This window comes from Cellulomonas sp. PhB143, from assembly GCF_003752595.1.
Lineage (GTDB): Bacteria > Actinomycetota > Actinomycetes > Actinomycetales > Cellulomonadaceae > Paraoerskovia.
This window is the reverse complement of sequence record NZ_RKIJ01000005.1, coordinates 13,200-28,233: the sequence shown is the minus strand read 5'-3', so window position 1 is coordinate 28,233 and position 15,034 is coordinate 13,200. Positions and strand designations below refer to the sequence as shown.

The 15,034-nt window shown below is 72.6% G+C and carries 11 protein-coding genes; 4 read left to right on the top strand and 7 right to left on the bottom strand.

Features of this window, described 5'->3' with window-relative positions; genetic code table 11:
* Nucleotides 1-171: 171 nt before the first annotated feature.
* The 7 genes from EDF32_RS01500 to EDF32_RS01470 form a co-directional block, all read right to left on the bottom strand.
* The gene (locus EDF32_RS01500; RefSeq protein WP_123306782.1) at nucleotides 172-1,434 is read right to left on the bottom strand and encodes an ROK family transcriptional regulator; all 1,263 of its coding nucleotides are present in this window, start codon (nucleotides 1,432-1,434) and stop codon (nucleotides 172-174) included.
* A 47-nt stretch (nucleotides 1,435-1,481) separates the two neighbouring features.
* Nucleotides 1,482-2,687: a GDSL-type esterase/lipase family protein gene (locus EDF32_RS01495; protein WP_123306781.1), complete on the bottom strand. Its 1,206-nt coding sequence runs from the start codon at nucleotides 2,685-2,687 to the stop codon at nucleotides 1,482-1,484.
* Nucleotides 2,684-3,643, bottom strand: coding sequence for a glycoside hydrolase family 130 protein (locus EDF32_RS01490; protein ID WP_123306780.1), 960 nt, complete (start codon nucleotides 3,641-3,643; stop codon nucleotides 2,684-2,686). Before EDF32_RS01490 ends, EDF32_RS01495 begins: the two co-directional genes overlap by 4 nt.
* Nucleotides 3,640-6,699, bottom strand: a complete 3,060-nt coding sequence (locus tag EDF32_RS01485) for a glycoside hydrolase family 38 C-terminal domain-containing protein (protein WP_123306784.1) — start codon at nucleotides 6,697-6,699, stop codon at nucleotides 3,640-3,642. Before EDF32_RS01485 ends, EDF32_RS01490 begins: the two co-directional genes overlap by 4 nt.
* Nucleotides 6,700-6,761: 62 nt before the next feature.
* Nucleotides 6,762-7,583 carry a carbohydrate ABC transporter permease gene (locus EDF32_RS01480; protein WP_123306779.1) on the bottom strand — a complete coding sequence of 274 codons (822 nt, stop codon included), beginning with the start codon at nucleotides 7,581-7,583 and terminating at the stop codon, nucleotides 6,762-6,764.
* Complete coding sequence (locus tag EDF32_RS01475) at nucleotides 7,583-8,506, bottom strand: carbohydrate ABC transporter permease (protein WP_123306778.1); 924 nt, start codon at nucleotides 8,504-8,506, stop codon at nucleotides 7,583-7,585. Before EDF32_RS01475 ends, EDF32_RS01480 begins: the two co-directional genes overlap by 1 nt.
* 61 nt (nucleotides 8,507-8,567) lie before the next feature.
* Nucleotides 8,568-9,857 (bottom strand): ABC transporter substrate-binding protein, encoded by a 1,290-nt coding sequence (locus EDF32_RS01470; RefSeq protein ID WP_123306777.1) that lies wholly within the window; start codon nucleotides 9,855-9,857, stop codon nucleotides 8,568-8,570.
* A 323-nt stretch (nucleotides 9,858-10,180) separates the two neighbouring features.
* On the opposite strand from EDF32_RS01470, the gene EDF32_RS01465 reads away from it, so the two are divergent.
* The 4 genes from EDF32_RS01465 to EDF32_RS01450 all read left to right on the top strand — a co-directional run bounded on the left by EDF32_RS01465 (nucleotide 10,181) and on the right by EDF32_RS01450 (nucleotide 15,033).
* Nucleotides 10,181-11,668, top strand: coding sequence for a hypothetical protein (locus EDF32_RS01465; protein ID WP_123306776.1), 1,488 nt, complete (start codon nucleotides 10,181-10,183; stop codon nucleotides 11,666-11,668).
* Between the two features lie 109 nt (nucleotides 11,669-11,777).
* Entirely contained in the window at nucleotides 11,778-12,461 is a 684-nt protein-coding gene (locus EDF32_RS01460) for a TetR/AcrR family transcriptional regulator (protein WP_123306783.1), read from the top strand.
* Complete coding sequence (locus EDF32_RS01455; RefSeq protein ID WP_123306775.1) at nucleotides 12,458-13,417, top strand: ABC transporter ATP-binding protein; 960 nt, start codon at nucleotides 12,458-12,460, stop codon at nucleotides 13,415-13,417. The genes EDF32_RS01460 and EDF32_RS01455 overlap by 4 nt, the downstream gene beginning before the upstream one ends.
* Nucleotides 13,414-15,033 (top strand): ABC transporter permease, encoded by a 1,620-nt coding sequence (locus tag EDF32_RS01450; protein WP_123306774.1) that lies wholly within the window; start codon nucleotides 13,414-13,416, stop codon nucleotides 15,031-15,033. Before EDF32_RS01455 ends, EDF32_RS01450 begins: the two co-directional genes overlap by 4 nt.
* The last annotated feature ends 1 nt before the right edge of the window (nucleotide 15,034 follow it).

Sequence of the window (15,034 nt, the reverse complement as noted above, 5' to 3'; positions counted from 1 at the left end):
TGACTTTGGCCTTCGACATGCCTCATCGTCGAGGCGCCGGGGGCTATGAACGATGTCCCGACTCATATGTGAACGATGTCGTGAACCAGCACACCCCATCCTCCGCCGCAGGAACGAAGCCCGCGGTCCGCCCCGGCGGCCGCGGGCTTCGTCGTCCCCGCGGCCCGCCGGCTACCGCCCCGGCTCGCGCAGCATCGAGCGCGGCGAGAACCGCTGGGCGAGCAGCAGGCACGCCGCCCCGACGGCCGCCGCGTCCGGCCCGACCTCGCTCGCGACGATCTCGACCTGGTGGGCCACCGCCTCCGCGGGCGTGGACCCGATCTCCTGCGGGAGCAGCTCGAGGACGCGTCCCGCGATCGGCGCCCAGCTCGGCCCGCCGAACACCACGCGCTCGAGATCGAGGAGCGCGACGAGGTTCGTCACGTACAGCGCCGTGCTGCGGATCGCGTGGTCGACGACCTCGCGGGCGACGGCGTCGCCGTCCGCCGCGGCACCGGCGAGCGCGCCGAACAGCTCCCTGATCGTCTCGACCGGGAGCGTGGGCGACGGGTCGGCCGGGCCCCAGACGACGCCGTCGGGCAGCGGGACCGCCCCCTTCTGCAGCCCCTCCACGACCATCCGGTACGGGCGCACGACCTCCCCGAAGCAGCCGCGCCGCCCGCAGACGCACACCGGGCCCTCGGGGTCGACGATCGCGTGCCCGACGTCGCCGGCGTTCTGCGTGCTGCCCGTGTGCACCTCGCCGTCGAGCACCAGCCCGACGCCGACGCCCGTCCCCCAGTAGACGACCGCGTAGCTCGCGCCCGGCTCCGCGGGGTTGCGCCAGCTCTCCGCGACCGCCGCGGCCACGACGTCCTTCGCGAGGACGACCGGGAGGTCGAAGACCTCGCGCACCTCGTCGCGCAGGTGCAGGTCGGACCAGCCCGGCACGAGCCGCGGGCGCACGACGACGCCCTCGACCGCGTCGATCGGCCCCGGCGCGGCGATCCCGATGCCCGTGATGCGCTCCGCGGCGTCCCCGAGACGCTCGACCAGCGCGGCGATCGCGCCCGTGGTGAGCGCGACCGTGGCGGCCGGGTCGCCGGAGTCGGGCGGGACCCGGTGCTCCTCCGCGACCACCGCGCCGGTGAAGTCGAGCAGCACGCAGGTGATCACGCTCGGGTCCAGGTGCACGCCGATCGCGTACACCCCCTCCGGGTCGAGCCGCAGGGTGATCGGCGGCTGGCCGGGGCCGTGGGTGCGCTGGCGCCCGACCTCGCGGATCAGGCCGCGCTCGAGCAGCCGCCGACTCACGTTGGACACGGTCTGCGCCGACAGCGCGGTCTCCCGCGACAGCGCGACCCGGCTGAGCCCCGCGTCGGTGCGCCGCAGCGCCTCGAGCACCAGCGTCTCGTTGTACGCCGCGATCACCGGAAAGCTCGCTCCCCTGAGCACGCAGCACCGCCTCTGTCCACGACCCTCGACACGTCACCGAACATAGGTCATGCCGACCCGACGGTCGTCCGCTCGGTGAACCGGGACGCGAACCTCGCCAGGACCGTGTCCGCCCAGCGCTCGCCGATCATCCGCTGCACGTCGGGGCCCGGGTGCAGGTTGTCCGGCAGGGTGTGCGCCCGTGCATCGTCGGGTCCATACAGGCCGAGCCCGTCCACATAGGTCAGGTTCGGGTCGTCCGTGCCGCGCTGGTCGACGATCGCGGCGATCTCCTCGCGGACCACCGCGAGGGAGAGCTTGCCCGCCGCGACGTCCTGCGCCGTGCCGCCGGCCACGCACCAGCCGTAGTCCTTCGTCGGGTCGTCGATCGTCGGTCCCGCGGCGTGCTCCACGGGCTCGCAGAAGATCGGGGAGGCCAGCACGATCGGGGTGTCCGGGTGCCGGTCGCGGATCGTGTCGACGAACCCGTGCAGCGCGGGCCGGAACCCCCGCACGCGCATGACGTCGCCGTTGACGAGGTTGATGCCCACCTTGACGCTGATCAGGTCCGCGTCGAGGTCCCCGATGATCCGCGCGACGAACTGGTCGAGCATCGCGTTGCCGGAGTACGCCACGCTCGTCAGGTCGACGCCCGCGCGCAGCGCCGCGAGGACCGGCCAGGTCCCGGTGGTCGAGGCGGCCGCGTACCCGTGGCTGATGGAGCTCCCGTGGTGCACCCACCGCAGGCCCGACGACGGTCCGGCCGCCCGCACCGGCGCGTCCGCCCGCACCGCGAGGATCCGCACGCCGTCGGTGAACGGGAGCCAGATCTCCAGCTCGCGCTCGCTCCCCTGCCCCAGGCCCGCGAAGCGGACGGTGGACGGCGGGCCGGGGGCGACGCGCGCCGTCGTCGGCCGCTCGAAGGAGAACAGGTACCGGGTGCCGGGCGGCGCGGACGCCTGGGCGACGAGCGCGCCCTCCTCCGTCACGTCCCACACGCCCGGGGCGAGCGCGACCCGTTCGTCCTCCGCCATGCGCATGCCGTCGTAGTCGATCTCGACGACGTCGGCCGCCGTGCGCACGGCGAGGCGCACGCCCGCGGACTCCCGGACCGTCTCGGCCATGAACAGGTCAGGGATCCGTGGCACCGCCCACGCGGGGATCCGGTGCGGGGCGAGGGCCTCGGGCGTGCGCTCGACCTCCACCGCACCGCGCACCCACGCCGGGTCGAGGTCCACGGGCGCGAGCGGGCGCGACGTCGTCGGCCCGGTCATCGCGCCCCGCCCGCCGCCGCGGGACGGAAGGACGCGACCCCCACGGTCGTGTCGCTCTGCCCGTAGTAGGCGAGCCACTCGCCGCGGAAGAACACCAGGCCCTCGACGAAGGTGACGTTGTCCACGAGCCCGTGCCGGTCCTCGTCGGTGGTCGGCTCCAGCCAGGGCCGGACCATCTTCGCGACCGGCTCCTCCGGGCGCACCGGGTCCAGCAGCACCTGGCCGCACGAGTAGTACACGCCCCCGCCGGGCAGGTCGACCGCGCTGTTGTGCATCAGCAGAATGTAGCCGTTGGACGTCATGACCGGCTGCGGCCCCGTCTCCACGAGGTCACCCATGAACCCGCCGGGCTCCGGCACGAGCACCGGGGCGGCGTCCGGGTCGACGTGCCAGTGCAGCAGGTCGCTCGAGCGCGCCATATACACCGCGCCCTCGCCGAAGTACATGAGGTACTCCCCGTCCACGGGCTCCGGCAGGATCGCCCCGCCCTTGCTCCACTCCTCTTCCCGGTCGGGGTGCAGCCCGCGGAACGTGCTGAACCCGGGGAGCATCGGCCCGTGCTTGGTCCAGGTCCGCAGGTCGGTCGACGTCGCGAGGCACAGGCGCGCGGTGACCCGGTCCCAGCCGGTGTAGGTGAGGTAGTACGTCCCGTCGACGAGGACGACGCGCGGGTCCTCGCAGCCGTACTGCTCGTAGTCGTGCTCCGGCACGAGGACGGGCTCGGGCTCCGTCGTGAAGGCGTAGCCGTCCTCGCTCCACGCGAGGCCGAGCGAGGAGACGATGTCGTCCGCGTGCGCCCGATAGATCAGCCCGACCCGGTCGCGGAGGACGAACGCCGCCGGGTTGTAGACGCTGCGCGACTCCCAGCGCGCGCGTCCCGGCGTCAGGACCGGGTTGCCCGCGTACGGGACGAAGGGACCGAGCGGGTACTCGACCCGGCGCGGCGCGGCGCTCATGCCTCGCCCCGCGACAGGCGCAGCGTGACGAGCTGGAAGGGACGCAGCGCGAGCCGGACCGTCGCGCCGTCCGGGGCTCTCTCGACCCCGCGCACGGCGCTCGCGTCGGTGGCACGCTCGAGCAGGTCCGTCTCGGCGGCTTCCCGGGCCGCGAAGCTCGCGCGCAGGACGACGTCGGCCCGCTCGCCGAGGCTCTCGTAGAGGCGGACGACGACATCGCCCGACCCGTCCTCGGCCAGCTTCACGGTCTCGACGACGGCGGTCCCGTCGACCGCGACGAGCGGCGCGACCCCCTCTGCGCCCGCGGGCCGCGGCGGAAGGTTCAGCCGGTAGCCGGCCTCGACCGACGCCGCGACACCTCCGGGGACGAGCGCGGTACGGAACAGGTGCTCGCCCTGGTCCGCGGTGGGGTCGGGGAACAGCGGCGCCTTGAGGAGCGTCTGGCGGACGACGGAGTACGTGCCGCCGCCGCGGCGGGCGTGCCGCGTGACGTCGTGACCGTAGGTCGCGTCGTTGGCGACGCCCAGGCCCGATCCCGGGTTGCCGGCGTCGGCGACGTGCACCCACCGGTGCGCCACCGTCTCGAAGCGCGCCTCGTCCCAGCTCGTGTTCGTGTGCGTCGGGCGCTCGACGTGGCCGAACTGGATCTCCGAGCGGGCGGAGCTCGTGTGCACGTCCACCGGGAACGCGAGCTTGAGCATCTTCTGCTGCTCGTGCCAGTCGACGCTCGTCTCCATGTCCAGCACGCGGCGCCCGGCCTCGAGGGAGATGGTCTGGGTGACGACCGAGCTGCCGACCTTGCGCGTGGTGCGCACCGCGGCGCGGCGTCCGCCGCGCTCGACGACCTCGACGGCGTCGGCCACGTCCAGGTCCTGGCCCAGGCGCCGGTACTCGACGTCCACGTCCCAGGCGTCGAAGCGGCGCGGGGTGTCGGTGAAGATCTGCGGCAGCCCGCCGCGCGTGCCCTCCGGGACGGACTCCCGGCCGGTCGCGAGGTCGACGAGGGAGCGGACGAGCCCGTTCTCGTCGAGCACGACGCGCAGCGCGCCGTTCTCGAGCACCAGGTCGTCGCCCCTCACCTCGAGGCGCACCCCGCCGTCACCGGCCCGCGGGACACCCACCCCGAAGGCGGGGACGCCGTCGACCGCGAACGGGGAGGAGTTCGCGACGGTGGCGGCGCGCTCGTCGCCGGTCCCCGCGGGCGGGCCGGCGAGCGCCGCCAGCGCCTCCGCGATCACGGCCTCCAGCTCCCGCTCGACGCGGCGGTACTCCTCCTCCGCCTGGTCGTAGACCCAGCCGATCGACGAGCCGGGCAGGATGTCGTGGAACTGGTTGAGCAGGACCGTGCGCCAGGCGGAGCGCAGCCGCTCGGCGGGGTAGGCGGCGCCGGTGCGCACGGACGCGGTGGCCGACCAGAGCTCGGCCTCGTGCAGCAGCGCCTCGCTGCGGCGGTTGCCACGCTTGACCCGCGCCTGCGAGGTGTACGTCCCGCGGTGGCTCTCGAGGTAGAGCTCGCCCGCCCAGACGGGCCGCAGCTCCAGCTCCTCGCTCGCCGCCCGGAAGAAGTCGTCGGGCCGGGAGACCCGGACCGTCGGGGAGCCCTCGAGCGACGCGGCCCGGCGGGCCGCCGCCATCATCTCGCGCGTCGGGCCGCCGCCGCCGTCACCGAAGCCGAACGGGACGAGCGAGGTGTTCGCCCGGCCCTTGTCCGCAAAGTTGCGCTCGGTGTGCGCGAGCTCGCTCGGCGAGAGCATCGAGTTGTAGGTGTCGACGGGGGGCAGGTGGGCGAAGATCCGGGTGCCGTCGATCCCTTCCCAGTCGAACGTGTGGTGCGGGAACTGGTTGACCTCGTTCCAGGAGAGCTTCTGCGTGAGGAAGTACCCCGCGCCGGCCGCTCGGGCGATCTGCGGGAGCGCGGCGCTGTACCCGAACGAGTCGGGGAGCCAGACCTCCGTGGTCTGCACGCCCAGCTCCTCGAGGAAGTACCGCGTGCCCTCGACGAACTGGCGCGCCATCGCCTCCGACCCCGGCAGGTTGGTGTCCGACTCGACCCACATCCCGCCGACGGGGACGAACCGCCCCTCGTCCACGCGCGCCCGGATGCGCTCGAACAGCTCGGGGTAGCGCTCCTGGATCCAGGCGATCTGCTGGGCGGAGGAGCACGCGAAGACCAGGTCGGGGTCGGCGTCCATGAGGTCGAGCACGTTGGAGAACGTCCGGGCGCACTTGCGGACGGTCTCGCGCACCGGCCACAGCCACGCCGAGTCGATGTGCGCGTGCCCGACGGCATAGACCCGGTGGGCGCTGCGGGCCGCGGGCGAGGACAGGACGTCGGCGAGCGCCGCGCGCCCCCGCGCGGCCGTGGCGTGCACGTCGTGCGGGTCGACGGCGTCGACCGTCGCGTCGAGCGCCGCGAACAGCTCGGCCCGGCGCGGGGACGCCTCCGGGAGCTCGTGCGCGAGCCCGTGGACGGTCGCGACGTCCTGGACCAGCTCCCAGACCTCGACGTCCCGGTGCACGACGGCGACGCGCCCGAGCGCGTAGGTCGGCTCGTCCGGGGCCGTCTCCCGCCGGCCGAGGACCGTCGGCGCGAAGGTGTTGCCCTCGATGATGTTCGGGTTCGCCGCGGCCTCGACGTACACCTCGAACGCCTCCCCCGGCGCGAGCCCGAGGCGCACGTGGTGGTTCTTGGGCTCGATGCCCTTGAGGGTGCGCCCGTCCGCCGTGTACGCGAGCGCCTCGACCTGGAAGCCGACCGAGTCCCCGACGAACCCCGGGTCGACGACCAGCTCGACGTCGGCCGCCTCGGCGTCCCACTCCGCGGGGACCGTGCCGGTCAGCCGCAGCCAGAGGGTCCCCCAGGCCCGACCCCACCGGTGTCCGGGGCCGACGTCCGCGAAGGGCTGAGCGACGGCGTCGGCGAAGGGGACCGGCTCCCCCGGCGCCTCCCACGCCTCGAGCCGGACCGGGGCGGCTGCCCGCACGAGGGCGGGCTCGAGGCGTTCGCGGACGAACCGGTCGACGCGGAGCTGGACGGACTGGTGATGGGTGAGCACAGAGAACTCCTCGAAGAGCACGGGACGGGCGGGGCGGCTGACCGGTCGGCCGGCTTGCCGGGTCAGAACTGACCGAGCGCGAGGCCTCGGCCGAACGCCCGTTGGGTGAGCAGGAAGAGCAGGATCGTCGGGACGGAGACGATCAGGCCCGCGGCGAGGAGCACCGGCATGGTGGTCCCGCCGTACACGCCCTGCAGCGACGCGACGGACGCCATCAGCGGGCGGACCTCCTGCGACCGGGACAGGGTCAGTCCCAGGAGCAGGTCGTTCCACACCCCTGTCGCCTGGAGGATGAAGATCGCCGTCAGGGCGGGCGTCGCGAGCGGCAGGTAGATGCGCCAGAAGATCCGCATCGCCGAGGCGCCGTCGACCACCGCCGCCTCGAACATCTCGCGCGCCACGCCCGTGAAGAAGTTGCGCATGACGAAGGCCGAGAACGCCAGCGCCATCACGGTGTAGACGAGGATCAGGCCGAACTTGGTGTCGTAGATGTTCAGGTCGACGTAGCCGATGAACAAGGGCATCAGCAGCATCTGCAACGGGAACACCGTCGAGGCGAAGATGACGATGAGCCAGAAGAAGCCGTGCTTGAGCCGCAGCGCGACGATGCCGTACCCGGCCATCGCCCCGATGACCACCGCGAGCGCCGGTGCGACGATCGCGTAGACCGCCGTCGCCGAGACGCTCTGCGCGAGATGCCCGCTCGTCCAGGCGATGCCGAGGTTCTCCCACAGGCCGCTGATGCCGGCGGGGATCCACGCGGAGGTCTGGTTGTACGTCGCCCTGTCCTTGGCCGCGTTCACCACGATCAGGTAGACGGGGACCAGCCAGACGACCCCGAGGAGGGCGGCGAACGACTTGCGTACGGTGCCTGCGCGTCCCATCACATCTCCTTCGCGGCGCCGAGCTGGCGCCGGATGTAGATGACCGAGGCGATGACCGTGATGACCGTGATGAACACGGCGATCGCTCCGCCGAGGCCGTAGTCGCTGTTGATGAAGGTCTCCTTGTACATCGTCAGGGCGAGCGTCTCCGACGACCGGCCCGGTCCGCCCTGAGTCATCGCATAGATGATGTCGAACTGCTTGAGCGACCCGACGATCGCGAGACCGACGACGACCGTGGTGAGGGGCGTGAGCATCGGCCAGGTCATCGTGCGGAAGAGCTTCCATCCGGCGGCGCCGTCGAGCCGCGCGGCCTCGAGCGGCTCCTTCGGGATGGACTGCAGGCCCACGGTGAACAGCAGCGCGTTGACCCCGACGCCCTGCCAGGCGGCCGCGACGATCATGGTCAGGGTGTTGAGCGGGGAGTCGAGCAGCCATCTCGGCGGGTCGTCGACTCCGAAGAGGTTGAACACCTGGTCGAGGGCGCCGTGCGTCTGCAGGACCAGCGTCCAGATGACCCCGACCGCCACGCCCGAGATCGCGTAGGGCACGAGGAAGGGCAGCCGGTACCAGAAGGAGCCGCTGAGGCCGTAGACGAGCACGGCGACGAGGAGCCCGCCACCGACCGGCAGGACAAGGGTCCCGAGGACCCAGAAGAGTGTGTTCAGGAGCGAGTTGACGAACGCCGGATCGGCGAACATCTCGGCGTACTTGTCGAGTCCGACGAGCTCCGGGCTCCCGAAGCCGTCGTACTGGGTGAAGCTCAGGAACGTCGTCCAGACGAACGGCACGTACAGCAGGAGCACGCAGAGCGCGACCGCGGGGAAGACGAACGCCCGGGCAGTCCAGCGGTACGGACGGCGGGCCGCCGGGCGCCGCCTCACGGCGGGGGGTGCGACAGTTCTTTCGAGCGTGCTGGTCATGGCAAATTCCCTCCCGCCGCCGGGAGCGTCCTGCTCCCGGCGGCGCTCACGATGCGGCGGCTCAGCCCTGCTCGGCCCAGTACTTGTCGGCCTCGGCCTGGATCTGCTTCAGGCCGTCCATCGGGTCGTCGGGCGCGTCGGTGACGAACTCTCCGAAGACCTCGCGCGACTTCGTGTACACGGGCCACGGCACCATCTCCTGATAGCGCTGCTGCACCTGGAAGTCGCCCTTGGCCGTGCGGTCCGCGAGCGCCTGCATCTCGGCGTCGCCGGACTTCACGTGGGGGTTGAACGACACGTCGCCCCGCGTGTCCGCCCACGTCTGCTGCGCGTCGTCGCCGAGCCACCACTCGCTGTAGCGCAGCGCCTGGTCCTCGTGCTCGGCGCCCTCGCCGACGCAGAGCGGACCGGTCTCGAGGATCATCTGGTCCTTGTCGACCGACGGGCCGATCTTCGGGAACGGGAAGACGCCGTAGTCCGTCCCGGACTTCGCACCGATCTGGTTCAGCTGACCGGTGAGGAAGCTGCCGAAGTAGGACATCGCCTCGTCGCCGTTCGCGAGCAGCGTCTGCGGGTCGGTGTTGATGCCCGGGTCCAGGAAGTAGCCGTCGTGCATCATGTCGAGCCACTGCTGTGCGACGTCGACGACGACCGGGTCGGTGAACTTCGTCTCGCCCGTGCCCAGCCCCGCGTAGGCGTCCGGGTCGGTGCTCGCCAGCAGCGCCTGGAACCAGACGAACTCGAAGAAGACGTTCATCTGGTGGAAGGGGACGACGCCCTTGTCCTTGACCGTGTCGGCGTCGGCCATCATGTCGTCCCACGACGTCGGCGCGCCCTTGATGCCCGCGTCCTCGAAGACGTGCTTGTTGTAGTACATGACCCAGTAGGCGACGTTGAGCGGCACGCAGTACTGCTTGCCGTTGTAGGTGTAGTTGTCGATCAGGCCGTCGGGGACGAGCCCCTCCTTCTCGGCCCTGGCCCAGATGTCCGTCGTCTCAGCGACCATGCCCTGGTCGACGAGGGCCTGGAGCTTCGGGCCGGTCGACCAGGTGAACAGGTCCGGTCGTTCGTCCGTCCGGAAGGACTGCTTGACGAAGCTGTCGAAGGCGTCGGCGGTGGAGCCCGGCGTCTGGACGACGTCCAGCTGCATGCCTTCCTTCGTGGAGACCTTGTTCTCGGCGTCGAACGAGTCCATCCATCCGGCCTTGTCCATGTAGAACGTGAGGTCGACGGGGTCGGCGGCCGTGCCCGCGGCGGAGTCGTCCGAGCCACCGCTCGAGCAGGCGCCGAGGGTGAGAGCGAGGCTCGCGGTCGTCGCGAGGGCGAGCAGCGAGGTCCTACTTCTTCTCATGGTTCTCTCCTCTTCGTGAGATCCAGGGCAAGGGCCGGCCGTCGTGGTCGGACCCGGGCCGACCAGCGCCGTGCGCCGGTCTGCCGTGCGGGGTGCGGGACGTGTCGGCCATGACCCGTCCCCGTCTGACAGCGATGTCATGGCGTAGATCAAAGCACTTGATTTATGAGAGCGCAAGACCCGCGGTCGGCAGATCCCGGCGGCCCGCAGGGTGGCCGGGGCGGGACGCCCGACCCTGTTGACAGATTAGATCAATCATGTTGATCTTTAGACGTACGTCTCGACAGCGCTGTCACCCCTGCTGAGGTTCAGAGAGGAACCCCATGAGAAGGACCCTGCGCCCCCGCGCGCTCACCACCGGCCTGCTGCTCGCCGGGCTCACCGGAACCGTGCTCGTCGCTGCTCCGGCCGAGGCCTCGCCGCTCTCGGGTGCGGCCACGACCGACGCCGCCGACTACGGCACCTGCACCGCCGGCGGTGACGGATCGGCCCCGACCGTCACCGGAGCCACCGCGAACGACGACCTGACGCAGGCCTTCCGGGATTTCGGCAACTCCGGCGGTGGCTGGTCGAACCACGGCGGCTGGGGTGCGTCCGACGGCGTCTACTCCGCCGACATGCCGGGCGGCGAGGTCGCGTGGCTGATGAACGACACGTTCCTCGGGCCGGTCAACCCGGACGAGAGCATGACCGAGCCCGGCTTCATCCACGGCTCCGTCGTGGTCAGCGGCCAGGACGGGCACCCCCTCGACACCGTCACCGCCGGGACGCACGACGCCCCCGAGTCCCTCGTCTCGCCTCCCGACGCCGTGGACGGCGACCCCTGGTACTGGAACGGGGACGGCATCGTCGACGGCGGGAAGCTGCGCCTCTTCGAGGGCCGCACCGGCAAGACCGACGGGGTGCCGCCCTGGAACTTCGGCTGGCTCGGCACGGACATCGCGACCCTCTCGGACGACTACCAGGTCGAGTCCATCACTCCGACCTACGGCGAGCCGGGCGGGGCGAGCGGCCGCGTGAGCTGGGGCACCGACCTCCTGCGGTGCGGCGACTACGTCTACGTCTACGGCGTCCAGGACAGTGCCATGCACCTGGCCCGCGCGCAGGCCGGCCACCTCGTCGAGCAGAGCTGGGACTTCTGGGACGGGACGGGCTGGACGGACGACCCGGCGGCGTCGGCCAGCGTCGGGGACGACGTCGGCGCGTCCTTCAGCGTCACCCCGGTGGGCGGCCAGTTCGTGCTGACCACGACCGCGTCGGCGATCTTCACCGACCACCAGATCTACGTCGGCACCGCGCCGACGCCCATGGGTCCGTTCACCGACCGCACGCCCGTCTACACGGCGCCGGAGGGCGTCGGAAACATCTACGCGCCGTACAACGTCGCCGCACACCCGACGGTGAGCGGGCCGGGCGAGCTCGTCATCTCCTACAACGTCAACAGCCAGGTGTTCGACGACCTCCTCGCCGACGCGAACAACAACCGTCCGCGCTTCGTGACCATCACGTTCGACACCGCCGACGAGGCAGCCGTCGAGGTCACCGCAGTCTCGCGCTGCGTGGGCAAGAACGCCTACGTCGCCGTGCGCGCGATGAACACCAGCGGTACCGCCACCGACGTCACGCTCTCGACGCCCTACGGCTCGCGCACGGTCGCGGGCGTCCAGCCCGGGCGGAGCGCGGCGCAGTCGTTCAACGCCCGCACGGGCTCGCTCGACGGCGGCCGGGTCACCGTCGCGAGCGGCAGCGACGACGGGGACGACGGCGCGCAGGTCACCGCCTCGTACGACGCCGTGCACTGCACCGGCTGACGTCGGCGCGAGCCGGCACGCAGAGCAGGGCCCGTGCGATCCGTCGCCGGGCCCTGTTCCGCGTCTCGATCCCTCGACGGCGCCTGAACAGGCGTATAGCGTGCTGAACATGCGTTCAGCCGCCACGGGCACCGGCTCGCCGCCGTCGGACACCACCGCCCGCGCCCGCATCCGCGACGCGGCGATCGCCCGCTACGGGCGCGACGGGTTCGGCGCGAGCCTGCGCACCGTCGCGGCCGACGCCGGCGTCAGCGCCGGGCTCGTCATCCACCACTTCGGCACCAAGGCCGGGCTGCGGGTCGCCTGCGACGAGCACGTCACGCGGGTCGTGCGCGAGGCCAAGACCCAGACCCTGACCGGCGGGCCCGGGAACCTGCTCGCGCAGCTCGCGACCATGGACGAGTACGGCGACGTCCTCGGCTACGTGCTCGCCGGCGTCGCCGCGGGCGGCGACACGGCGCGCAGGTTCTTCGAGCAGGTGGTCGACGACGCCGTCGAGTACCTGCGCCTCGGCGTCGCGACCGGCACGATCCGCCCGAGCCGCGACGAGGCGGCCCGCGCCCGGTATCTCGCGCTGACCTCGCTCGGCGCGGTCCTTCTGCACCGGTCGCTGAGCGAGGGTGCGCGCTACGACCCCGCCACCGGCGTGCGGGAGTACCTGGACGTCGTCGGCGCCCCGGCGCTCGAGCTGTTCACCCAGGGCATGCTCACCGACTCGAGCCTGCTCGACGCGTACGTCGCACACACCGAGGCCTCGCCCGCCGAACCCGCCCACACCCAAGGAGAGCGATGAGCACCGCGCCCGCGATCGAGATGACCGGTGTCCGCAAGCGGTTCGGGACGGTGCTGGCCCTCGACGGGCTGGACCTCACCGTCGCGCACGGCGAGGTGGCAGGGTTCCTCGGCCCCAACGGCGCCGGGAAGTCCACGGCCGTCCGCGTGCTGCTCGGCCTCCTGCGCGCCGACGCCGGGACCGCCCGGCTCCTCGGCGGCGATCCGTGGAAGGACGCCGTCGCGCTGCACCGCCGCCTCGCCTACGTCCCGGGCGACGTGACCCTGTGGCCCTCGCTCTCGGGCGGGGAGGCCATCGACCTGCTCACCCGGCTGCGCGGGCCGGTCGACCCGGCCCGGCGCACCGAGCTCCTCGAACGCTTCGAGCTCGACCCGACCAAGAGGTCGCGCACCTACTCCAAGGGCAACCGCCAGAAGGTCGCGCTCGTCGCCGCCCTCGCCTCCGACGTCGAGCTGCTGATCCTCGACGAGCCCACCTCGGGGCTCGACCCGCTGATGGAGGCCGTGTTCACGCAGTGCGTGCGGGAGGCGACCGACCGCGGCACGTCCGTGCTGCTCTCGAGCCACATCCTCGCGGAGGTCGAGAAGCTCTGCGACACCGTGACCATCATCCGCGCCGGCGTGGCCGTGCAGTCCGGGACGCTCGCCGGGCTGCGGCACCTGACCCGCTCGAGCGTACGCGCGACGACGTCGGGCGACCCGTCCGGTCTCGCCACCGTGCCCGGCGTCCACGACCTGACCACCGCTCCGGTCCCCGCGGCCGACGGCGCCCCCGCCGCGACCGAGGCGACCTTCACCGTCGACGACGACCGGATCGGCGACGTCGTCCAGGTGCTCGGCGGGCTCGGGCTGCGGCACCTGGTCACCGCGCCCCCCTCGCTCGAGGAGCTGTTCCTGCGCGAGTACGGCGACCCGGCCGGCACCGGCGCCGGCACTCGCGCGGACGACGCGCGATGACCACCGCCGTCGGCACCGGCCTCCTGACCCGGTTCGCGCTGCGCCGGGACCGCCTGCGCATCCCCGTGTGGGCGCTGTCGCTGTCGCTGCTGTTCCTCTACGCCGTCACGGCGCTGAACGCCGTCTACCCCACGGCCGCGGACCGCCAGGTGCGCGCCGACCTCGTCTCCAGCCCCGCGGCGGTCATGATGACCGGGCCCGGCTACGGGACGGACGACTACACGCTCGGCGCGATGGTCGCCAACGAGTTCACGCTCTGGGTCGTCCTGGCCGCCGCCGTCATGAACATCGTCCTCGTCGTGCGCCACACCCGGGCCGAGGAGGAGTCCGGCCGGGCCGAGCTGCTGCGGGCCGGCGTCGTCGGGCGCCGGGCGCCGGGCCTGGCCGCGCTGCTCGACGCCGCCGTGGCGAACCTGGCCGTCGGGCTCGCCTGCTTCGTGCTGATCCTCGCCGGCGCCTCGACGGTCGACGGCTCGGGGATCACGGTCGCCGACACCGCGGCGCTGTGCCTCGGGATCGCGCTGACCGGGATGGTCTTCGCCGCGGTCGCGAGCGTCACGTCCCAGATCAGCGAGCACGCGCGGACCGCGTCGGGCGCGGCGCTCGCCGTCCTCGGCGTGGCCTACCTCCTGCAGGCGGCCGGGGACGTGCACGTCGAGCACGGCAGCTGGGTCTCGTGGCTCTCCCCCGTCGCCTGGACCCAGCAGACGCGCCCGTACGTGGACCTGCGGTGGTGGCCGCTCGCCCTCGCCGTGGCGCTGTTCGCGGCCCTGATGCTCCTCGCCGTGCGCCTGACGGCCCGGCGCGACCTCGGCGCCGGGCTCCTGCCCGCGCGCGCCGGACGGGCGCAGGCCCGCCCCGGGCTGCGCGGCCCGTTCGCGCTGGCCTGGCGCCAGCAGTGGACGTCCGTCGTCGCGTGGGGCGCGGGGGTCGCCGTCCTCGCCCTCGCCTCCGGGACGTTCGCGGACGAGACCGGCGACCTGGAGGCCATGGTCGAGGACAACGACGTCGCCGCCCAGGTCTTCGGTGGCGGCGACCTCAGCGACGCGTTCGCCGCCGTCATGGTGCTCTTCATGGTCCTCGGCATCGGCGGGTGGGCGGTGTCCTCCGTCCTGCGCGCCCGCGCCGAGGAGGCGTCGGGCCGCCTGGAACCGGTGCTCGCCGCGTCCGTCTCGCGCGGCCGGTGGCTCGGCGCCCAGCTCGCCGTGACCGCCGTCGGCACCGTCGTCCTGCTGGTCGTCTCCGGTCTCGCCCTGGGGCTCGGCGAGAAGATCGGCGGGATCGACGACGCCGTCGTCGGGCGCCTGGTGCTGGCCCACCTCGCCTACGTCCCCGCGATCGCCGTGCTCGCCGGCGTCGCCGTCGCCCTCCAGGGCGCGCTGGGACGGTTCGCGGGGCTCGCGTGGGCGCTGCTCGCGTACGCGTTCGTGGTCGGGCTCTTCGGGGCGCTGCTCGACCTGCCCGGCTGGGCGCTGGACCTCTCCCCCTACGAGAACGTGCCCACCGTCGCCGACGCCGATCCCGACGCGACACCCCTCGCGGTCCTGGCCGTGGTCGCGCTCGTGCTGGTCACGGCCGGTTTCGCCGGGTTCCGCCGACGCGACCTCGCCGCGTGAC

Coding starts and splice junctions, on each gene's coding strand:
- EDF32_RS01495 (WP_123306781.1), bottom strand. CDS start 2,687: ATGACCGGGCCGACGACGTCGCGCCCGCTCGCGCCCGTGGACCTCGAC.
- EDF32_RS01490 (WP_123306780.1), bottom strand. CDS start 3,643: ATGAGCGCCGCGCCGCGCCGGGTCGAGTACCCGCTCGGTCCCTTCGTC.
- EDF32_RS01480 (WP_123306779.1), bottom strand. CDS start 7,583: ATGGGACGCGCAGGCACCGTACGCAAGTCGTTCGCCGCCCTCCTCGGG.
- EDF32_RS01475 (WP_123306778.1), bottom strand. CDS start 8,506: ATGACCAGCACGCTCGAAAGAACTGTCGCACCCCCCGCCGTGAGGCGG.
- EDF32_RS01470 (WP_123306777.1), bottom strand. CDS start 9,857: ATGAGAAGAAGTAGGACCTCGCTGCTCGCCCTCGCGACGACCGCGAGC.
- EDF32_RS01465 (WP_123306776.1), top strand. CDS start 10,181: ATGAGAAGGACCCTGCGCCCCCGCGCGCTCACCACCGGCCTGCTGCTC.
- EDF32_RS01460 (WP_123306783.1), top strand. CDS start 11,778: ATGCGTTCAGCCGCCACGGGCACCGGCTCGCCGCCGTCGGACACCACC.
- EDF32_RS01455 (WP_123306775.1), top strand. CDS start 12,458: ATGAGCACCGCGCCCGCGATCGAGATGACCGGTGTCCGCAAGCGGTTC.
- EDF32_RS01450 (WP_123306774.1), top strand. CDS start 13,414: ATGACCACCGCCGTCGGCACCGGCCTCCTGACCCGGTTCGCGCTGCGC.